The sequence below is a fragment of the Mycobacterium sp. NGS29 genome (assembly GCF_059812965.1).
Genome location: NZ_JCALDR010000019.1, coordinates 1 through 19,885, shown reverse-complemented (window position 1 = coordinate 19,885; position 19,885 = coordinate 1). Strand labels below are relative to the sequence as shown.

The 19,885-nt window shown below is 68.1% G+C and carries 19 protein-coding genes; 2 read left to right on the top strand and 17 right to left on the bottom strand.

The genetic code is table 11. From position 1 onward, the window contains the following. Window positions 1-87 precede the first annotated feature (87 nt). The 4 genes from AC5Y5Z_RS21440 to AC5Y5Z_RS21425 form a co-directional block, all read right to left on the bottom strand. On the bottom strand, window positions 88-1,233 hold the full coding sequence (locus tag AC5Y5Z_RS21440) for a ferredoxin reductase (RefSeq protein ID WP_463828259.1): 1,146 nt from the start codon (window positions 1,231-1,233) through the stop codon (window positions 88-90). Between the two features lie 83 nt (window positions 1,234-1,316). Then, a complete protein-coding gene (locus tag AC5Y5Z_RS21435; RefSeq protein WP_463828260.1) occupies window positions 1,317-1,817 on the bottom strand; it encodes a DUF6912 family protein in 501 nt (166 codons plus the stop codon). Continuing rightward, window positions 1,814-2,677 carry a polyphosphate kinase 2 gene (ppk2, locus tag AC5Y5Z_RS21430; RefSeq protein ID WP_463828261.1) on the bottom strand — a complete coding sequence of 288 codons (864 nt, stop codon included), beginning with the start codon at window positions 2,675-2,677 and terminating at the stop codon, window positions 1,814-1,816. The genes AC5Y5Z_RS21435 and ppk2 overlap by 4 nt, the downstream gene beginning before the upstream one ends. A gap of 40 nt (window positions 2,678-2,717) precedes the next feature. Next, the gene (locus AC5Y5Z_RS21425) at window positions 2,718-4,136 is read right to left on the bottom strand and encodes a WS/DGAT/MGAT family O-acyltransferase (RefSeq protein WP_473139245.1); all 1,419 of its coding nucleotides are present in this window, start codon (window positions 4,134-4,136) and stop codon (window positions 2,718-2,720) included. A 170-nt stretch (window positions 4,137-4,306) separates the two neighbouring features. Between AC5Y5Z_RS21425 and AC5Y5Z_RS21420 the strand changes: the two genes are divergently transcribed. Further along, complete coding sequence (locus tag AC5Y5Z_RS21420) at window positions 4,307-4,771, top strand: Rv3235 family protein (RefSeq protein WP_463828263.1); 465 nt, start codon at window positions 4,307-4,309, stop codon at window positions 4,769-4,771. 48 nt (window positions 4,772-4,819) lie between these two features. On the opposite strand, the gene secA is transcribed toward AC5Y5Z_RS21420, so the two are convergent. From secA to AC5Y5Z_RS21405, 3 genes are all read right to left on the bottom strand, one after another. Further along, window positions 4,820-7,666: a preprotein translocase subunit SecA gene (secA, locus tag AC5Y5Z_RS21415; RefSeq protein WP_463828264.1), complete on the bottom strand. Its 2,847-nt coding sequence runs from the start codon at window positions 7,664-7,666 to the stop codon at window positions 4,820-4,822. A 66-nt stretch (window positions 7,667-7,732) separates the two neighbouring features. Next, a complete protein-coding gene (gene hpf / locus AC5Y5Z_RS21410) occupies window positions 7,733-8,416 on the bottom strand; it encodes a ribosome hibernation-promoting factor, HPF/YfiA family (protein ID WP_463828352.1) in 684 nt (227 codons plus the stop codon). 309 nt (window positions 8,417-8,725) lie between these two features. Next, complete coding sequence (locus tag AC5Y5Z_RS21405; protein ID WP_499927396.1) at window positions 8,726-9,358, bottom strand: ComF family protein; 633 nt, start codon at window positions 9,356-9,358, stop codon at window positions 8,726-8,728. Between the two features lie 155 nt (window positions 9,359-9,513). On the opposite strand from AC5Y5Z_RS21405, the gene AC5Y5Z_RS21400 reads away from it, so the two are divergent. Further along, entirely contained in the window at window positions 9,514-10,377 is an 864-nt protein-coding gene (locus tag AC5Y5Z_RS21400; protein ID WP_499927394.1) for a L,D-transpeptidase, read from the top strand. Window positions 10,378-10,380: 3 nt separating this feature from the next. Here the strand turns inward: AC5Y5Z_RS21400 and AC5Y5Z_RS21395 are convergent, their stop codons facing one another. From AC5Y5Z_RS21395 to AC5Y5Z_RS21350, 10 genes are all read right to left on the bottom strand, one after another. After that, the gene (locus AC5Y5Z_RS21395) at window positions 10,381-10,884 is read right to left on the bottom strand and encodes a hypothetical protein (RefSeq protein WP_463828267.1); all 504 of its coding nucleotides are present in this window, start codon (window positions 10,882-10,884) and stop codon (window positions 10,381-10,383) included. Window positions 10,885-11,030: 146 nt separating this feature from the next. Beyond that, a complete protein-coding gene (locus tag AC5Y5Z_RS21390) occupies window positions 11,031-11,858 on the bottom strand; it encodes an LmeA family phospholipid-binding protein (protein WP_463828268.1) in 828 nt (275 codons plus the stop codon). Window positions 11,859-11,883: 25 nt separating this feature from the next. After that, on the bottom strand, window positions 11,884-13,626 hold the full coding sequence (gene lpqB / locus AC5Y5Z_RS21385) for an MtrAB system accessory lipoprotein LpqB (RefSeq protein ID WP_473139289.1): 1,743 nt from the start codon (window positions 13,624-13,626) through the stop codon (window positions 11,884-11,886). 14 nt (window positions 13,627-13,640) lie between these two features. Beyond that, the gene (gene mtrB, locus AC5Y5Z_RS21380; protein ID WP_463828269.1) at window positions 13,641-15,335 is read right to left on the bottom strand and encodes an MtrAB system histidine kinase MtrB; all 1,695 of its coding nucleotides are present in this window, start codon (window positions 15,333-15,335) and stop codon (window positions 13,641-13,643) included. 26 nt (window positions 15,336-15,361) lie between these two features. After that, entirely contained in the window at window positions 15,362-16,048 is a 687-nt protein-coding gene (gene mtrA, locus AC5Y5Z_RS21375) for a two-component system response regulator MtrA (protein ID WP_015354856.1), read from the bottom strand. Between the two features lie 80 nt (window positions 16,049-16,128). Beyond that, entirely contained in the window at window positions 16,129-16,761 is a 633-nt protein-coding gene (locus AC5Y5Z_RS21370) for a dTMP kinase (protein ID WP_473139248.1), read from the bottom strand. A 537-nt stretch (window positions 16,762-17,298) separates the two neighbouring features. Next, a complete protein-coding gene (gene ahcY, locus AC5Y5Z_RS21365; RefSeq protein ID WP_463828271.1) occupies window positions 17,299-18,777 on the bottom strand; it encodes an adenosylhomocysteinase in 1,479 nt (492 codons plus the stop codon). 109 nt (window positions 18,778-18,886) lie between these two features. Then, window positions 18,887-19,537, bottom strand: coding sequence for a TetR family transcriptional regulator AlkX (gene alkX, locus AC5Y5Z_RS21360; RefSeq protein WP_463828272.1), 651 nt, complete (start codon window positions 19,535-19,537; stop codon window positions 18,887-18,889). After that, window positions 19,534-19,716, bottom strand: a complete 183-nt coding sequence (locus AC5Y5Z_RS21355) for a rubredoxin (protein WP_463828273.1) — start codon at window positions 19,714-19,716, stop codon at window positions 19,534-19,536. The genes alkX and AC5Y5Z_RS21355 overlap by 4 nt, the downstream gene beginning before the upstream one ends. Before the next feature lies 1 nt (window position 19,717). Next, window positions 19,718-19,885: rubredoxin (locus AC5Y5Z_RS21350; protein WP_499927495.1), on the bottom strand; the 168-nt coding region annotated here is incomplete at its 5' end.

Here is a 19,885-nt window from a genome sequence, read left to right as displayed (position 1 = left end):
AAGTTCTCCCTGCGTCTGTTGTGCTTAGGGCGTACCCGGGCCTACGCAATAGTAACCTACGACTCCGTAGGTTACCTGTCGGTAACTCTAGATATCGACCACGCAGTCGCCGGATGCGGCCGACACGCAGGTCTGGACGCGATGGCCCGGATCGTGCTCGACGCCGGTGCGCAGGTCACGGACGTGCCCGTCCAGCAACTCCACCACGCACGACTGACAGATGCCCATGCGGCAGCCGAACGGCATCTGCACGCCGGCACCTTCCCCGGCATCCATCACCGACGTCGCCGCATCGGCGGCGACACTCTTGCCGCTGCGGGCGAAGGTCACGGTCCCACCCGCTCCCGCCGGCGCGGCCCTGGACACCGCGAACCGCTCCAGGTGCAGCCGATCACCGACGCCGGCCGCCGACCACGCCTTCTCGGCCTGGCTGAGCATGCCCTCGGGGCCGCAGGCCCAGGTGTGCCGGTCGCGCCAGTCCGGTACCTCGTCGTCGAGCCGGGACAGATCGAGCCGGCCCCGCGAGCGGGTCTCGCGCACAGACAGGCGATAGCCGGGGTGATCGTCGGCCAACCCGGCCAACTCGTCGGCGAACATCACGTCGGAGCCGGTGGGCGCCGAATGCAGGTGTGCGACATCGGTGATCTGGTCGCGGCGCACCAACGTGCGCAGCATCGACATCACCGGCGTTATCCCGGACCCGGCGGTGAGGAAGAGGATGGACGACGGCGCCGGATCCGGCAGCACGAAGTTGCCCTGCGGTGCGGCCAGTCGCACGATGGTTCCCGGTTCGACACCGGCCACCAGGTGGGTGGACAGGAAGCCTTCCGGCATGGCCTTGACGGTGATCGTGATCGTCCGGGCCGAATCGGAACCCGCGGCCGGACTCGAGGTGAGCGAATACGACCGCCAGCGCCAACGCCCGTCGACCAGCAGCCCGATGCCGATGTACTGGCCCGGCTGGTAGTCGAAACTGAAGCCCCACCCCGGCTTGATGACCAGGGTGGCCGAATCCTCGGTCTCGCGGCGGACTTCCAGGATGCGGCCGCGGAGCTCGCGAGCCGACCACAGCGGGTTGGCCAGGTGCAGGTAGTCGTCGGGCAGCAGCGGGGTGGTGATGCGCGCGGCCAGTTGGCGCAGCGCGTGCCAGCCGGGATGCTGCTCGGCCCCGGCAACGCTCGCCCGGGTGGTGTTGACGACCCTGGCGGTGAGCGCCGCGTGCTTTGTGCTCATGAAAAGAAGCTCCTGCTCGTGCTCCGGCCGCGCCTGACCCAACCTACGGTACCGTAAGTTACGGTACCGTAGCCAGAGCGGCGTCACAGTAGCTCGAGCAGGAACGGGAGCTCCTGGTTGGCGTACCAGGCCAGATCATGATCCTGGGCGTCGCCGACGGTCAGCTCGGCATCCTCGTCCCCGAGATCGGCGGCATCGATCACGGCCATCGCCGCCCTGACGGCCGGCTCCGCGTCCGTATTGTCCACATATGCCGCGATTACCCGTTCCAGCTGAATCGACCCGTCGATCCTGACGACCGCGTCGTCCAGATCGGGACGGAAGGCCACCTCATCCACGTCGGCTTCCAGCACCACCCGGCGCAGCGGCAGCGCGCCGTCCTCCTCAGCGGCCAACAGCCGCAGCGAAGCCAGCGCAGCTTCGCGCAGCGCCACCTCGGCAAGCTCGTCGTCGTCGCCCTCGGCATAGGACTCGCGCAACGCCGGGGTGACCGCAAAGGCGGTGCCGTTGACCGGACGCAACGACCCGCCGGCGACGAGCTGCTGCAGCATGCCCAGGGTCGCCGGGATGTGGACCCGTGTCATGACATCAGAGTCGCCACGTGGTCGGTGACGAACTTCTGCAGCTCACGCGCCGGCCGCTGGTAGTTGCCGGTCACCACGGGACGGTCCGGCAGGGTGACCTTCGGGATTTCCACCTCCGAGTAGTTCACGGTCGAGAGCAGGTGGGCCATCATGTTCAGCCGTGCATGCTTCTTGATGTCGGATTCCACCACGTACCAGGGACTGACCGGGGTATCGGTATGCACCATCATCTCGTCCTTGGCGCGCGAGTAGTCCTCCCACCGGTACACCGATTCCAGATCCATCGGGGACAGCTTCCATTGCCGCACAGGGTCATTGAGCCTGGCCTTGAACCGGCGCAACTGTTCGGTATCCGACACCGAGAACCAGTACTTGCGCAACAGGATCCCGTCGTCGATCAGCATCTGCTCGAAGATCGGGGTCTGCCGCAGGAACAGCGCATGCTCGTGCGGTGTGCAGAATCCCATCACCTTTTCGATGCCGGCGCGGTTGTACCACGAGCGGTCGAACAGCACGATCTCGCCTTTGGTGGGCAGATGGGCGATGTAGCGCTGGTAATACCACTGTCCGCGTTCCCGGCCGGTCGGCACCGGCAGCGCGGCGACGTGGGCGATGCGGGGGCTGAGGTATTCGGTGATCCGCTTGATCGCACCGCCTTTGCCCGCGGCGTCGCGGCCTTCGAAGATCACCACCAGCCGGGCACCGGTGTGCCGCACCCATTCCTGCAATTTCACGAATTCGGTTTGCAGCCTGAACAATTCGGCTTCGTAGATGTCGTTGGGGATCTTCTGCACGGTGGGTGCGGCCGACTTCTTCTTCTTCGTCTTCGGCGACGCGCCGGCCTTGTTCGGGGTGCTCACATCAACGGATGTTATCGGTACCCGCCGATTCCGGCCGAAACTAGCGGGAAGCGCCCAGCAGCTCGTCCAGCGACTGCTGCAACAACCCCGGCAGCAGGTCCACGTCGCTCATCGCGTCGCGGTCGGCGTTGATGCCGAAGTAGAGCATGCCGTTGTAGGACGTGACGCTGATGGCCAGCGCCTGGTTGTGCAACAGCGGCGGCACCGCGTAGGTCTCCAGCAGCTTCGTGCCGGCGATGTACATCTGCGACTGGGCGCCGGGGGCGTTGGTGATCAGCAGGTTGAACGGTTGGCGCGACAGCGTCGGGAAACTGGTCGCCACCCGGATGCCCATTGCGTGCAGCGTCGGCGGCGCGAAACCGGACAGCGTGACGATGGTACGGGCGTCCACCAGGCTGGCGGCCGTCGGGTTCGATTCGGTGGCGTGCGCGATCTGGGAGAGCCGGACCACCGCGTTGCCCTCCCCCACCGGCAGATCCACCAGGAACGGGGTCACTTCGCTCATCGCCTGGCCCGGTCCGGACGGGTCGAGCTGGTCGTCGGGATACACCGACAGCGGCGCCATCGCCCGCACCACCGCGGTCTGCGTCACGGCTTCACCGCGCGACATCAACCAGTTGCTCAGGGCACCGGCTATTACCGCCAGCACCACATCGTTGATGTCGCATTCGTAGCGGGCCCGCACCGTCCGGTAGTCGTCGAGCTTGCCCCGGGCGACGGTGAAGCGGCGATTGCGGGACACGGTGGCGTTGAGCGGGCTGCTGGGCGCGGTGCCACGTGCCACGGTGCGCGCGACGTCGAAAACCCGGCGGGCAGAGTCGACGAGCTGACCGGAATTGGTCACCAGCCCCGCGACCGCGGAGCCGACGGCCTGCAATTGGGTACCGGGACCCACCAGCCACTCCCCGATGGCACCCAGCACCAACCGGCTGTGCCCCGGGTCGCGTTCCGGCACCCAGATGTCTTCGGGGAACGGCGGTGCCCGACGCGTCCGGTCGGCGATCACGTGGTTGATCTCCAGGGCGCCCATGCCGTTGATCAACGCCTGGTGCGACTTGGTGTAGAGCGCGAGGCGGTTCTTGGCCAGGCCCTCGACCAGGTACATCTCCCACAGCGGCCGCGACTTGTCCAGCGGCCGGGCAGCCAGGCGGGCGATGAGTTCATGCAGTTGTTCGTCGCTGCCCGGCGACGGCAGGGCCGAGCGCCGAATGTGATAGGTGATGTCGAAATCGGCGTCGTCGATCCAGACCGGCCGGGCCATGCCGACCTTGACCTCGCGCACCTTCTGCCGGTAGCGCGGTATCTGCGGCAAGCGCTTCTCGACGGTGGCCAGCAATGTCTCGTAGCTCAGACCCGATCGCGGCCGGCGCAGGATCGACAGCGACCCGACATACATCGGGGTCGCGGTGTTCTCCAGTCGATAGAACGACGCGTCCGCGGTGGACAACCGGGTCACCATTGCCGCAACGCCCTCCTGTTTCGCATTCTGGATATCAGGTCACGCTATCGGCTGGCGGGCGTCTGCGCCGAGCGGGCCTGTGGATGAGGACCGACGAGTGAATACCCAACGGCCCGACCGTCTGACACTCTTCAGGCGCTGCTCGGTCACAAGCGTCTGGAGATGCCCCATTGCCCACTGTCGCCGTCACACCGGTGATCGACTACGAACCCCCGACCCGCGGCCTCCCGCGGTGTGGACCATCATCGCACGCGCCGCCGCGGCCGGCCCGTCCGCGCCCGCAGCGCCAGCCGGACGGCGTGCCGCTGGACGCGCAGATGCGTCAGGCCGCGGTGTTCGCCGACGCCGCGCTGCGTCGGGTGCTCGAAGTCATCGACCGGCGCCGCCCGGCTGGGCAGCTGCGTGCGGTGCTGACACCGGATCTGGTCGACGCCGTACAGGCGGTGAGCCGCACGGTTACCGGACAGGCCGGCGCCGCGGTGCTGCGCAAGATGCGGCTACAGCCCACCGGGGGATCCGCGGCCGAGGTGTTCGGCTGCTACAGCCGTGGGGAACGGCTGCACGCGATCGCCGGTCGGGTGGAACGGGTGTCCGCGCCGGGACAGTGGCTGGTGGTCGCCCTGCAGATCGGCTGACCGGGCCGCCCGTGAGAATCAGTGCCGGGCAACAACTTTTCCGGATGCTCAGCGCTTCTTCACCGACTTGGGCGGCTTGGCACCGCGTCCCTGCTGGCGCGCAGCAGCCCGCCGTTCCCGACGGCTGCCGCCACTCGCGGCGCCGGCGGTGGTCTTGGCCGCCGCACCACCGTTGCGCTGCACCTGCGCCGACCCGTCCTCCGACGGACCTGAATAGGTCAGCGCGGGTCGGTCGTCGTCGTTGTCGATTCCCTTGGCCCGCAACGTGCTCACCGGTTCCTTGACGGCCGGCGCCGGTTGGCCCGCAGCTTCGTCCGCGGCCTCCGGGCTGCCCAGAGTCGCCAAGCCCTCCGGCGCGTCTACCGGGGTCAGTTCGACCTGCGGGGCGGGCACCGCCTCCACGCTGACGTTGAACAGGAAACCGACCGACTCCTCTTTCATGCCGTCGAGCATGGCCATGAACATGTCGTAACCCTCGCGCTGGTATTCCACCAGCGGGTCGCGCTGAGCCATCGCGCGCAGGCCGATGCCCTCCTTGAGGTAGTCCATCTCGTAGAGGTGCTCGCGCCACTTGCGGTCGATGACGTTGAGCAGCACGTTGCGCTCCAGCTGGCGCATAGCGCCCTCGCCGGCTAGCTGTTCCAGCTCGGCTTCCCTTGCCGCATAACACTTTTCCGCATCGGCGAGCAGCGCCTCGAGCAGTTCTTCGCGGGTCAGGTCGTCGCGGTCGGAGTCGTCGTCGGGGTGCATCAGCGACTCATGGTCGATGCCCACCGGGTAGAGCGTCTTGAGCGCGGTCCACAACGCGTCGAGGTCCCAGTCCTCGGCGTAGCCCTCGCTGGTGGCACCGTCCACGTACGCGGTGATGACGTCGGTCAGCATCTCCTTCGCCTGCTCCTGCAGGTTCTCGCCCTCCAGAATCCGCTTTCGTTCGGCGTAGATGACCTTGCGCTGCTGGTTCATCACCTCGTCGTACTTCAGCACGTTCTTGCGCATCTCGAAGTTCTGCTGCTCAACCTGGGTCTGGGCGCTCTTGATCGCCCGGGTGACCATCTTGGCTTCGATCGGCACGTCGTCGGGCAGGTTCAGCCGGGTCAGCAGGCTCTCCAGCGCCGCGCCGTTGAACCGGCGCATCAACTCGTCGCCCAACGACAGGTAGAAGCGCGACTCCCCGGGGTCACCCTGCCGACCGGACCGACCACGCAGCTGGTTGTCGATGCGCCGCGACTCGTGGCGTTCGGTGCCCAGCACGTAGAGACCACCGGCCTCGATGACTTCCTTGGCCTCTGTGGAGGCTTCCTCCTTGACCTTCGGCAGCTCCTGGTGCCAGGCCTCTTCGTACTCCTCAGGCGTCTCGATGGGGTCCAGGCCGCGCTCGCGCAGCCGCTTGTCGGTGAGGAAGTCGACGTTGCCGCCCAGCACGATGTCGGTACCGCGGCCGGCCATGTTGGTGGCCACGGTGATGCCGCCGCGCCGGCCCGCCTCGGCGATGATGCCCGCTTCCTGCTCGTGGTACTTGGCGTTGAGCACGTTGTGCGGGATGCGCCGCTTGGTGAATTGGCGAGACAGGTATTCCGAGCGTTCCACGCTGGTGGTGCCGATCAGCACCGGCTGACCCTTCTCGTAGCGTTCGGAGACGTCGTCGACCACCGCGATGTACTTGGCCTCTTCGGTCTTGTAGATCAGGTCGCCCTGGTCCTCGCGGATCATCGGCTTGTTCGTCGGGATCGGGACCACGCCCAACTTGTAGATCTCGTGCAGCTCGGCCGCCTCGGTCTGGGCGGTACCGGTCATGCCGGCGAGCTTGTCGTACAGCCGGAAGTAGTTCTGCAGCGTGATGGTGGCCAGCGTCTGGTTCTCGGCCTTGATCTCGACATGCTCCTTGGCCTCGATGGCCTGGTGCATGCCCTCGTTGTAGCGCCGGCCGACCAGCACCCGGCCGGTGAACTCGTCGACGATCAGCACCTCGCCGTTGCGGACGATGTAGTCCTTGTCGCGGTTGAACAGCTCCTTGGCCTTCAACGCGTTGTTGAGGTAGCTGACCAGCGGCGAGTTGGCCGCCTCGTACAAGTTGTCGATGCCGAGCTGGTCCTCGACGAACTCCACGCCCTTCTCGTGCACACCGATGGTGCGCTTGCGCAGGTCCACCTCGTAGTGGGTGTCCTTCTGCATCAACGGCGCCAGCCGCGCGAACTCGGTGTACCAGTTGGAGGCGCCGTCGGCCGGACCGGAAATGATCAGCGGGGTCCGGGCCTCGTCGATCAGGATGGAGTCGACCTCGTCGACGATGGCGAAATTGTGCCCGCGCTGCACCAGGTCGTCGAGCGAGTGGGCCATGTTGTCACGCAGGTAGTCGAAGCCGAACTCGTTGTTGGTGCCGTAGGTGATGTCGGCGTTGTAGGCGACGCGGCGCTCCTCGGGCGTCATCTGCGCCAGGATCACCCCGACCTCCAGGCCCAGGAAACGGTGCACCCGGCCCATCCACTCGCTGTCGCGTTTGGCCAGGTAGTCGTTGACGGTGACGACGTGCACACCCTTGCCCGCCAGCGCGTTCAGGTACGCCGGCAACACGCAGGTCAGCGTCTTGCCTTCCCCGGTCTTCATCTCCGCGACGTTGCCCAGGTGCAGCGCGGCCGCGCCCATCACCTGCACGTCGAACGGCCGCTGGTCGAGCACCCGCCACGCGGCTTCGCGGGCCACCGCGAACGCTTCGGGCAGCAGATCCTCGAGGGTCTCGTCTTTGTCCAGACGCTTCCTGAACTCGTCGGTCTTGGCCTTCAATTCGGCGTCGGTGAGTTTCTCCACGTCGTCGGACAACGTGTTGACATAGTCGGCGACCTTCTTGAGGCGCTTGACCATGCGGCCTTCACCGAGGCGCAGCAATCGCGACAGCACAGCTTGTTCCCCTATTGGGTGGGAGTCGTTCGTCTTGAGCGACCCCCATCCTAGGTGACGGGGTGATCAGGCCAATCTGATCAGGCCGTAGTCGTAGGCGTGCCGTCGGTACACCACGGAGGGTCGCTCGGTCTCCTTGTCGAAGAACAAGAAGAAGTCGTGCCCGACGAGCTCCATCTCGTACAACGCGTCGTCGACCGTCATCGGCGTGGCCGGGTGCTCCTTGGTGCGCACCACCCGACCCGGCAGGTGCTCGATGGGTTCGGGATCGACGCCGTCGTGGTCGTGCGGCTCGGCCGGAGCCGAGTTGAAGGCGTTTTCCGGCGGCACCACCGCGGTGGCCTCGGCCAGCGACACCGGGGTCTTGTCGCCGTAGTGCACCTTGCGGCGGTCCTTGCCGCGCCGCAGCCGGCTCTCCAGTTTGACGACCGCGGATTCCAGTGCGGCGTAGAAGCTGTCGGCACAGGCCTCACCGCGCACCGCCGGGCCGCGGCCGCGGGCGGTGATCTCCACGCGCTGACATGCCTTGCGCTGGCGGCGGTTGCGTTCGTGGTCGAGTTCGACGTCGAACAGGTAGATGGACTTGTCGAACCGCTCGCAGCGGGCGAGTTTCTGTGACACGTAAAGGCGGAAATGGTCGGGGATCTCAACGTTGCGGCCCTCGAACACGATCTCGGCAGTGGCGGTCGGTTCGGCCTGGTCTTCAGTTCCTGCAGAATCAGCCTTGTCCAGAACCTGCTGGGAATCCACGGAAAGCCTTGACATTCTTGACAACTCGTTTCTCTTTTCACGTCACACGCACTCTGCGTGCCCGGCACTCAGCTACGCGCCGACGGGGTTAGAACGGTTCTGGAGAAGCCACCGTCGCAGGCTGCCCGCCGGAGCTAGAAGTCGAATACTCACCTCCTCCCGCGGGTGTTGCTCAACCTGGCAATACAGCGACTGTGAGTCGGGAATCTGCTTTCGACGTTAGCCCGTGTTCGCCTTAACGTGCCACCCAATTCGCAGACCTGTTGCGAGTTCTTCACGTTCGCCCTGCGGTGACGCCCGGCGCAGCGGTCAGGCCGCCGCGACAGCCAGCACCGCCACCACCGCAACCCCGGCCGCCTGCAGCACCCGAACGGACTCGGCCGCGGTGGCCCCGGTGGTGACGACATCGTCGATGAGCAACACCTCACCGCGCGGCGGCGGCGCACGCAACACCACGCGGCCGGCGATGTTGTGTTCCCGCGCCGAGGTGCCCAGGCCCACCGAGTCGCGCACCAGCGCCCGCAGCCGCAACACCTGGGCGACGCGGATGCCGGGATGACCGGCCACCGCCACCCTGGCCAGCCGGGCGACCGGGTCGCCGCCGCGCCGGCGGGCCGCCGACCGCCGCGTCGGCGCGGGGACCACCGTCACCGGGATGTCCACCATCCCCCAGCTCAGCAGCCGGTGCACCGCGACGGCCAGCGCGTACGCCAACGGTGCCACCAGGTCGCGGCGGCCGCGCTCCTTGAGCGCCAGGATGGCCTGCCGCCGGGCACCGCGGTACCGGCCCAGCGCGAACACCGGCACCCCGGGGTCCACGCGGGGGCTCACCACCACGGGCTCCCCCGCCGACACCGCCAGCTCGCGGGCACACCCGTCGCACCAGCGCACCGCGGGGGCCCCGCACCCGCCGCACTGCAGCGGCAGCACCAGATCAAGCATGGTCCCAGTGTGGCGCCGAAGACTGACATGTTCGGACGGAGACCGAGCTGTAACCAAACCCTGACCGACTTACCAACGCGCGCTTACCCGTTCGCCGGTGTCGCGCATCCTACGATCCGACCGACAACACAGCAGCAACCAATCGGGAGTGCGCGATGCGGGCGGCAATTCGGTCTCTGGTCGTGGCGATCGGGATTTCCGCGACGGTGTTCACCAGTCCGGCCGGCGTCACGCTGACGGCGGTCAGCACACCGCACAGCGTGTTCGACATCGCCTCGGTGCTACCGGCACGCGGGGCGGTGGTGGGTGTCGCGCACCCGGTGGTGGTGACCTTCGGGCATCCCGTCACCGATCGCCAGGCCGCGCAGCGCGCGTTGGACGTGACGGCGACCCCGGCGATGACGGGACGGTTCGAATGGGTCGACAGCCGCGTCGTGCAGTGGGTTCCGGACCGATACTGGCCGGCGCACAGCACCATCGCGCTGTCGGTGGGCGGGCTGCGCACCGAGTTCGCCACCGGACCGAAGGTGGTCGGTGTCGCCGACATCGCGAATCACACCTTCACCGTGCGCATCGACGGCGTCGAGACGGGACCCCCGCCACCGCGGCCGGCACCGCACCACCGGCCGCATTTCGGTGAGGACGGGGTGCTGCCGGCTTCGATGGGCAGACCCGAGTTCGCGACCCCGGTCGGCAACTACACCGTGCTCGCCAAAGACCGCTCGGTGCTGATGGATTCGAGTTCGGTGGGCATCCCGGTCGACGACCCCGACGGCTACCAACTCAAAGTCGACTACGCGGTGCGCATCACCAGCCGCGGTCTGTTCGTGCACTCGGCTCCGTGGGCGGTCCAGTCGATGGGATTGGACAATGTCAGTCACGGCTGCATCAGCCTGAGCCCGGCCGACGCCGAGTGGTACTACGACACCGTCAACGTCGGCGACCCGGTGATCGTGCAGGCGGGCGAGGTCAGGGAAGAAAAGGTCGCCGACACCGTGCGCCAGCTCAAACCGTCGTAACCGTCACCGGGTCGGACCGGCGATGGCAGCGCACCCGGTCGCCGTCAGGGTCGACCCGGTCAGCACAGCGGAGATCGGTTGTTCCTGGGCGAGGGCCACCGGCACCGGCGGGCCCGGCAACACCACCGGATCGGCGGCCAGCGCCGGCGGTGCACTCGTGGGCACCCCCTTGCCCGCACCCGCGGCCTTGCTCAGCGGGGCGGCCGCCAGACCGTCGGCGGGCAGCGCGCCCGCCCCGGCGATCGGCACGATCGGCGCGACCGGCAGCGGCGGCGCGACAGGCGCGAGCGGCACCGCGGGGACGACCGGCGCCAGCGGCACCGGTGCTGCGACGGGGCCCGGCAACGCCATCGGCGCTACCGGCGCGGCCGCCGCGAGCTGGTCGACGCAGCCCGCGCCGCCCGTTCGCAGCGGGGTGGCGGCGCCGTCGGGACTCAACGCCAGCGCAGCCCCGCACAGGCCCGCGCTGACCGCAACCGCAACGCTGAATCGCTCCAAGTGCCGCAACGCCGTATCCCCTCATCAATGCCCGCTTCTGCGTGACGATTTCGAACGGTATCGGCGCATACGATCCGGGCAAACACGCGTTGCCGAACCGATACGGAGCTCGTGCCGTGCCGTGATCCGGCCGTTCCCGGCCGGAGATCCGTCCGCTAGTCGGAGCCCCACCACAGCGAGGGCCAGCTGAAGCTGAACGCGCCCTGGCTGAGCCGGGTGAGCAGTTCCTCGAGCGCCCGCAGCGGCAACTGCATCCGCCATTCCGGCAGCAACCCGGACACCTGCAGGGTGTCCGAGGAGAGCTCGACGCCGGTGATCATCAGACCGAGCGGCAGCTCGGGCAACGGCACCTGGTAGGCGGGCGTTCGCACCGGCAGCTTCCACCGGTGCCGGCCGGTCACCACCGCACGCGGCCGCAGCCACAGCGTGCGGCCCGTGACGTCGGCGTCGACCTCCAGCCCGCCCCAGGCCGGCTGCCGGGCCCACCGCAGGCGGGCCGTGCCGTCCTTGCCTAACTCGCTGCGCAGCTGTGGAGCCACCTGCCGCAGCACTCCGTCCAAAACCTCCTCGGAAAGCGCCGTGGACAGGTTTGCCGGAGCCGCCACCACCAGCGGCGGGACACCCGGGCGGATGTGCACGTTGCGCAGCACGGCGACGGCGCTCTGCAGCCGGTTCTCGTCCCATCTGATGTCGCGTGCGGCCACCCGGACCTCGCCCAATTGGCCGACCGGCAGGCCCTGCGGGTCCAGCTCCGACTCCAGTTCGGTCACCGTCAGCACCACGTCGTGATCACCGATGCGAACGGTCACCTCGTTGCCGACGAGCAGTTGCTGCAACGTCGCCAACAGCGTCCGGTAGGGCACCGCGGCCGCCTGCGCGGCACCGGCGCCCACCGACGGCAGGCCCGTCGACGACCACAACGAAGTCAGCGCCTCCAACGCGCGGAACGCTTCATCCCAACGCAGGAACGGAACCTTCGGCATCGCCTCAAAAGCTATGGCAGGGCGCTCAACCCGGCAATACCGGGGCGGCTCCACCGACCATCAGACCGGCCACCTCCGTCCAACCCTGCTGGTTCTCGGCGGCCGAAGCCGAGTACATCAGCACCCCCTGCGGCCCGGCGACGTACACCGCGGAGGGGTTGGCGGCGATCGCGAACAGCGGGATCTGCAGGCCGCGCGACGGCGCGTCGGAGTTCACCCCGTCGAGGTTGACGTAGGACACCGGGTGCGTGGCGTCGTTGCGGGTCACCACGACGTCGTCGCTCGTTCGCCAGTACAGCGACACCACCGAGGTGCCCAGACCGAAACCGAGCCGGCGCGGATAGGTCAGCGCGAACTGGCCGGCCTGGGTCTGCTCGACACCGGCCAGGATCACCTGTCCGTCGATCACCATCGCCGCACGGGTGCCGTCGCGGGACAGCTGCAGGTCGGTGATCGGTCCCGGGAAGCGGGCCGAGACCGCGGTGGAATCCACCGGGATGCGGGCCGGCTGACCGGACGCCGGCTCCTGGATGGCGCGCAGCACGATGTTGGCGTCGACCACCACCCACACCGCGTCGTCCAGCGACCAGCTCGGGCGGGTCAGGTTGTGCCCGTCGGCGGACTGCACCGCCTCACCGCCGAGGTCACCGATCCACAGCGACGCGGCCATGTCCGGTGCGCCGCGACGCAGCGTCACCACCGAGGCGACCTGGTGACCGTTGCGCGACAGCGCAGCACCGGTCTGATCGCCCATCCGGCCGAACGCGCCGGCCAGTGGGGCGATGTGCTGCCCGTCCAGGGCCACCATCGAGCCGTTGATCAGGGCATGCAGCCCCGCGCCGGCGCCGTCGGCGACCCCGGGATCGGTGGCCGCGACGTCGGAGGTGGTCCAACCCTGGGCGAACCTGTCCTCGAGCGGGGCGCCGTCGGCGTTGATCACATACGGACCGCGGATGTCGGCCCGGGCCAGCGTCCAGATGATCTGCGCGGCAAGCAATTGCCTGCTGTGCGGATCGGTGGTGGCCAGCTTCTCCAGATCGACCCGGGCGCCGCCGTAACCTTTGCCGATGCCGCTCTTGCCGCCGTCGGCGCGGGTCACCGGTCCGCGCAACCGCAACGGCGGGGCCAACAGGTTGCGCACCGTGTGCGCCATCTCCGGGCGCGGTCCGGCCAGCAGCTTGGAGACCAGTTCGGTGGCCAGCTGGTCGTGGTCGGACACCGCGACGTAGCGCGGGTCGGGCACCACGGTCTTGCCGGTGGGGTCGGCGAAGTACAGGGTGTTGCGCTTGTAGGTGGCCTGGAACTGCTGCCAGTCCAGGAAAACGCCGTTGGGCAGCTTGTCGATGCGCCAGCCGCCCGAGGTCTTGACCAACTCGATCGGACCCGGGTCCGGCAGCTTGCCCTCCGCGGTCTCGAACACCCCGATGTCGGACAGCGAGCCCAGGATGTCGGCCCGCATATTGGCCGAAACCCGTTCGGCGCCGCGGGTTTCGACGAAAACCACATGGTCGATCAGCAGGGCGCTGCCGGCGTCGTCCCAGCCGTTGGACGCCGACTGGGTGAGGAACTGCCGCGCCGCCAGGTGCCGGTTGGACGGGTCGGCGGTGGCCTTGAGGAATTCGCGCAACAGCACGTCGGGATCCATGCCCGGGGTGGGTTTGGGCAGGTTCGACGGCGCCGGACGGTCCACCGTGCCGATGGCCTGCGGCGCCGACGAGCTGGGCACGCTTGCGCAACCGGCGAGTAGCAGAGCCGCCAAGACGAGCATCAGCAGTCCCCGCATCAACCGCTCCACTCCGCGTGCTCGCGGTGCCGGGTGATCGGTTGCGGGCCGGTCGGGGTGAGCGGCTGCGCCGTCGGCTGCCCGTTGGTCTGCGGGATCGGTTTCATCGGCAACGGGCTGGTGGTCACTTTGTGCCCCCGCACCAGGGGCAGGGTCAGCCGGAAACACGCGCCCTCGCCGGGCTCCCCCCAGGCCTCCAGCCGGCCCTGGTGCAGGCGCGCATCCTCGATGCTGATCGCCAGGCCGAGCCCGGTGCCGCCGGAACGGCGCACCCGCGACGGGTCGGAGCGCCAGAACCGGCTGAACACCAGCTTCTCCTCGCCGGGCCGCAACCCGACGCCGTAGTCGCGCACGGTGACGGCGACGGTGTCCTCGTCAGCCGCCATCCGGATGCGCACCGGCTTGCGCTCGGCGTGGTCGATCGCATTCGCGATCAGGTTGCGCAGGATCCGTTCCACCCGGCGAGCGTCGACCTCGGCGATCACGCCTTCGGTGGGCATGTCCACCAGCAGCTCGATGCCGGCTTCCTCGGCCAGGTGCCCGACGTTGCCCAGGGCGCTGTTGACGGTGGTGCGCAGATCGACGGCCTCGACGGATAACTCGGCGACACCGGCGTCGTGCCGGGAGATTTCCAGCAGGTCGTTGAGCAGGCTCTCGAACCGGTCCAGCTCGTTGACCATCAACTCGGTGGATCGTCGCAACGCCGGATCGAGGTCGTCGGCGTGGTCGTAGATCAGGTCCGCAGCCATGCGCACCGTGGTCAGCGGGGTGCGCAGTTCGTGGCTGACATCGGAGGTGAAGCGGCGTTGCAGATTGCCGAACTCCTCGAGCTGGGTGATCTGGCGGGACAGGCTCTCGGCCATGTCGTTGAAGGACAGCGCCAGCCGGGCCATGTCGTCTTCGCCGCGCACCGGCATCCGTTCGGACAGGTGCCCCTCGGCGAAGCGCTCGGCGATCCGCGATGCCGAGCGCACCGGATTAACCACCTGCCGGGAAACCAGCAGCGCGATGCCGGCCAGCAGGACCAGCAGCACCACACCGCCGGTCGCCATCGTGCTGCGCACCAGCGAGATGGTGGCCTGCTCGGAGGCCAGCGGGAAGATCAGGTACAACTCCAGGTTGGCCACCCGCGACGACGTCGGACTGCCGACGATCAGCGCCGGCCCGGAGAAGCCCTCGGTGTGCACGGTCGCGTACTGGTATGCGGCCTGGCCCGCCTTGACGAAGCCGCGCAACGCGCTGGGCACCTGATCGACCGGCCCGGCGGTGGACGCCGCGCGCGGCCCGTCGCCGGGCACCATCAGCGCCGCGTCGAAGGCACCGGCCAGCCCCGCGCCGGAGGCGGGGTCGGTCTTCGATGTCAGCGTGTTGCGCGCGAGCTGCAGGCTGCTGTCCAGCGAGCGGGTCTCCTCACCGTTGACGATGCCGGTGACGGTGTTGCGGGCGCGCTCGATCTGATCGATCGCGGCTTTGACCTTGATGTCGAGGACCCGGTTGGTGACCTGGCTGGTCAACACGAAACCCAGCGCCAGGATGACCGCCAGCGACAGGCCGATGGTCAGCGCCACCACGCGCAGCTGCAGCGACCGGCGCCAGACGACGGCAACGGCGCGACTGACGGCGCTCATGCCCCGCGGCAGGGGACCCGAACGCCCCCAACGACCTCGACTACGTCGCGGTGAGCGCCAGATCACGCGTAACGCTCACTCATCGCGCGGGATCACGGAGGTCCGGCCTTGTATCCCACTCCTCGAACGGTCAAAACCACTGTCGGGTTTTCGGGGTCTTTCTCGACCTTGGCGCGCAGGCGCTGGACGTGCACGTTCACCAGGCGGGTGTCCGCCGGGTGCCGGTATCCCCACACCTGTTCGAGCAGCACATCACGAGTAAACACCTGGCGCGGTTTGCGCGCCAACGCGACCAGCAGGTCGAACTCCAGCGGCGTCAGCGAGATCTGCTCGCCGTTGCGGGTGACCTTGTGCGCCGGCACGTCGATGTCGACGTCGGCGATGGACAGCATCTCGGCGGGCTCGTCGTCGTTGCGGCGCAGCCGCGCCCGCACCCGCGCGACCAGTTCCTTGGGCTTGAACGGCTTCATGATGTAGTCGTCGGCGCCGGATTCCAGGCCGAGCACCACGTCGACGGTGTCGGTCTTGGCGGTCAGCATGACGATCGGCACACCGGAGTCGGCCCGCAGCACCCGACACACGTCGATGCCGTTCATGCCCGGCAGCATCAAGTCCAACAGCACCAGATCGGGGCGCAACTCGCGCACCGCGGTCAGGGCCTGAGTACCGTCGCCGATGACCGCGGTGTCGAAACCCTCCCCACGCAACACGATGGTGAGCATCTCGGCCAGCGAAGCGTCGTCGTCGACGACGAGAATCCTTTGCCTCATGGTGTCCATGGTGTCACCAGATCAGGACAAAACCGTCGCACCACACGGGCGTTTCGTGATTGATAAGCGCAAATGGCGCCCAAAATGCACTATTCGGCCACCACAGTGGCGGCCAGACCGTCCGGATCGACGTCCGCGTCCACGACCCGCCACCGCCCGCACCAGTGCGCGGCCGCCAGTTCGGCGTAGACCGCACCGGTGCGTCGCTGCAGTCCGTCGTCGCGTTCGTAGCTGTCGCGGGCCCGGCCCGGGTCGCTCGCGGCGCGGCTGCGCGCCCGCTGGTCGGCGAGTTCGGCCGGCACCGCGAGCAGGATCTGCCAGTCCGGCGCGGGCAGCGCCAGCCGGCGGTATTCGAGCTGTTGCACCCACGCCGCGGCCGGGCCGGACGCACCCTGGTGCAACCGCGCCGCGCTGTAGGCAGCGTTGGAGGCCACGTAGCGATCCAGGATCACCACGTCGTGCTGCTGCCCGAGCCGCGCGATCTCGTCGATCGCGCCGGCCCGGTCCAGGGCGAACAGCGTCGCCATCGCGTACACCGAGTCGGCGAGGTCGCCGTGCTGTCCGTGCAGCGCCTCGGCCGCGAGGTCGGCGGTGATCGACTGCCCGTAGCGCGGGAACGCCAAGGTGGTCACCGATTTGCCGGACGCCTCGAACGCCGTGCGCAGACCCTCGGTCAACGTCCGCTTGCCCGAGCCGTCGACGCCTTCGATCGCGATCAGCACGGCGCGAGCTTAACGCCTGCGCGTCACGCTGGCGTGACGCTCGACGTCCACAGCCACGCTGGCGTGACGCTCGACGTCCACAGCCACACTGGCGTGACGCTCGGCGGGCAGACGGGGTCCGGCGCGCGAGCTTAACGCCTGCGCGTCACGCTGGCGTGACGCTCGACGTCCACAGCAACGCTGGCGTGACGCTCGACGTCCACAGCCACGCTGGCGTGACGCTCGGCGGGCAGACGGGGTCCGGCGCGCGAGCTTAACGCCTGCGCGTCACGCTGGCGTGACGCTCGACCTCCACAGCCACGCTGGCGTGACGCTCGGCGGGCAGACGGGGTCCGGCGCGCGAGCTTAACGCCTGCGCGTCACGCTGGCGTGACGCTCGACGTCCACAGCCACGCTGGCGTGACGCTCGGCGGGCAGACGGGGGCCGGCGCGCGAGCTTAACGCCTGCGCGTCACGCTGGCGTGACGCTCGACGTCCACAGCCACGCTGGCGTGACGCTCGGCGGGCAGACGGGGGCAACGCCGGGCCCGCCGCCGCTCAGTAGCGGTAGTGGTCCGGCTTGTAGGGGCCCTCGACGTCCACGCCGAGGTATTCGGCCTGCTCCTTGGTCAGCTTGGTGAGCTTGCCGCCGAGCGCCTCGACGTGGATGCGGGCCACCTTCTCGTCAAGGTGCTTGGGCAGCCGGTACACCTCGTTGTCGTACTCGTCATTCTTGGTCCACAGCTCGATCTGCGCGATCGTCTGGTTGGCGAAGCTGTTACTCATCACGAACGACGGGTGCCCGGTCGCGTTGCCCAGGTTCAGCAGCCGGCCCTCGGACAGCACAATGACCGAACGACCGGTGTCGCCGAAGGTCCACAGGTCGACCTGCGGCTTGATGTTGGTCTTGGTGGCCCCGGAGCGCTCCAGACCGGCCATGTCGATCTCGTTGTCGAAGTGACCGATGTTGCCCAGGATGGAATGGTCCTTCATGGCCTTGATGTGCTCGAGCATGATGATGTCTTTGTTGCCGGTCGAGGTGATCACGATGTCGGCGTTGCCGATCGCGTCCTCGACGGTCACCACGTCGTAGCCCTCCATCAGCGCCTGCAGGGCGTTGATCGGGTCGATCTCAGTGACCGAGACGCGCGCGCCCTGGCCCTTAGCGGCCTCCGCGCAGCCCTTGCCGACGTCGCCGAAGCCGCAGATCAGCACGTTCTTGCCGCCGATCAGCGCGTCGGTGCCACGGTTGATGCCGTCCAGCAGCGAGTGCCGGGTGCCGTACTTGTTGTCGAACTTGGACTTGGTCACCGAGTCGTTGACGTTGATGGCCGGGAAGGCCAGGTCGCCGGCGGCGGCGAACTGGTAGAGGCGCAGCACCCCGGTGGTGGTCTCCTCGGTGACGCCCTTGACCGACTCGGCGATCTTGGTCCACTTACCCTTGTCGGTCTCGAACCGGTTGCGCAGGACGTTGAGGAAGACCTTCCACTCCGCGGAGTCGTCCTCTTCGGCGGGCGGCACCACGCCGGCCTTCTCGTACTGCATTCCGCGCAGCACCATCATGGTGGCGTCGCCGCCGTCGTCCAGGATCATGTTCGCCGGCTTGTCCTCGTCCGGCCAGGTGAGCATCTGCTCGGCGGCCCACCAGTACTCCTCGAGCGTCTCGCCCTTCCACGCGAAGACCGGGACACCCTTGGGCTCCTCCGGGGTGCCGTGCGGGCCGACGACGACGGCCGCGGCCGCGTGGTCCTGGGTGGAGAAGATGTTGCAGGAGGCCCACCGGACTTCGGCACCCAGCGAGGTCAGCGTCTCGATCAGCACCGCGGTCTGCACGGTCATGTGCAGCGATCCCGAGATCCGGGCCCCCTTCAGCGGCTGGACATCGGCGTACTCGCGACGCAGCGACATCAGCCCGGGCATCTCGTGCTCGGCGATGCGCAGTTCTTTACGGCCGAAATCCGCCAGCGACAGGTCGGCAACCTTGAAATCGATGCCGTTGAGGACGTCGGGGGTCAGCGAATTTTCGGTCGTGGTCATGGTCGTGTTTCATCCTTACTCAGGGCTTACGGGGACTGATGGAATAAACCGGGCGGCTACTGCGCCCGAGGTATGGTCCTCAGTCACTGTAGCCGCCCGGCGGGAGCCCTCAGGAAACGGCACTCACCCCGTGACGCTCGCCGAACGGCGTCAACAGCCGAGCCAGGTCCGCTGCGACGTCGTGGTCGGACTCCGGTGGCATCGACACGTAGCTCAGGCACAGCCGCACGATGGCGCGGGAGAGCACCTGCGCGTCGTCGTCGCTGGTGGCCAGCCAGGTCTGGGTGAACGCCGTCGACAACCGGGCCGAGGCCCGGGTGATGATGGGCGCGCTGTCGGTGGTGATGAGCTGTAGCAGGTCCGGCTTGGCCACGCCGGTCAGCAGCGAGATCACCAGCGGGTCGGCGGCCGACTCGGTGAAGAAGGCCCGGAAACCCTGCAGGAACGACTCGTAGATGTTGCCGACGTTGGCGTCCAGGGCAGCTCGGACGGTGTCGACCAGCCGGTCGGCCAGACGCAGGGCGTACCCCTGGGCCAGGCCCTGGCGAGAGCCGAACTCGTTGTAGATGGTCTGCCGGCTGATGCCGGCGGCCCGGGCCACGTCCGAGAGCGTGATGGCCGACCAGTCGCGGGTCAGCAGCAGGTCCCGCATCGCGTCCAGCACCGACTCCCGCAGCAGGGCGCGAGATGCCTCGGCGTAGGGAATCCGCTTCACAGGCGCGACAATAGCCGTATTCGTCGCGACATTGGTGCCGATCATGACCGGGCCACCTCCACCATCACGAAGTCGGCTTTGGCTGCACCGCAGTCCGGGCAACTCCAGTCTTCGGGGATGTCCGCCCAGCGGGTGCCCGGCTCGATGCCGTCCTCCGGCCAGCCCAGCTCCTCGTCGTACTCGAAACCGCACTGGACGCACTGGTAGAGCTTGTAGTCGTTCATGTCACTTTCCTCCTATCTCGATGAAGTCGGGCTTTTCGCGGACGGCGCAGTCCGGGCAGGTCCAGTCCTCGGGAATCTGCTCCCAGGGCGTGCCGGCCGGAAAGCCTTCGCGGGCATCGCCTTTGGTCTCGTTGTAGCGGTAATCGCACACCGGACACTGGTAGGTGGC

Bases quoted from the DNA above. Each gene is read 5' to 3' on its own strand.
- AC5Y5Z_RS21440 (WP_463828259.1), bottom strand. From the start codon at position 1,233: ATGAGCACAAAGCACGCGGCGCTCACCGCCAGGGTCGTCAACACCACC.
- AC5Y5Z_RS21390 (WP_463828268.1), bottom strand. From the start codon at position 11,858: ATGCCGAAGGTTCCGTTCCTGCGTTGGGATGAAGCGTTCCGCGCGTTG.
- AC5Y5Z_RS21355 (WP_463828273.1), bottom strand. From the start codon at position 19,716: ATGAACGACTACAAGCTCTACCAGTGCGTCCAGTGCGGTTTCGAGTAC.
- AC5Y5Z_RS21400 (WP_499927394.1), top strand. From the start codon at position 9,514: ATGCGGGCGGCAATTCGGTCTCTGGTCGTGGCGATCGGGATTTCCGCG.
- lpqB (WP_473139289.1), bottom strand. From the start codon at position 13,626: ATGCTCGTCTTGGCGGCTCTGCTACTCGCCGGTTGCGCAAGCGTGCCC.
- alkX (WP_463828272.1), bottom strand. From the start codon at position 19,537: ATGATCGGCACCAATGTCGCGACGAATACGGCTATTGTCGCGCCTGTG.
- AC5Y5Z_RS21405 (WP_499927396.1), bottom strand. From the start codon at position 9,358: ATGCTTGATCTGGTGCTGCCGCTGCAGTGCGGCGGGTGCGGGGCCCCC.
- ahcY (WP_463828271.1), bottom strand. From the start codon at position 18,777: ATGACCACGACCGAAAATTCGCTGACCCCCGACGTCCTCAACGGCATC.
- mtrA (WP_015354856.1), bottom strand. From the start codon at position 16,048: ATGGACACCATGAGGCAAAGGATTCTCGTCGTCGACGACGACGCTTCG.
- AC5Y5Z_RS21435 (WP_463828260.1), bottom strand. From the start codon at position 1,817: ATGACACGGGTCCACATCCCGGCGACCCTGGGCATGCTGCAGCAGCTC.
- AC5Y5Z_RS21425 (WP_473139245.1), bottom strand. From the start codon at position 4,136: ATGGTGACCCGGTTGTCCACCGCGGACGCGTCGTTCTATCGACTGGAG.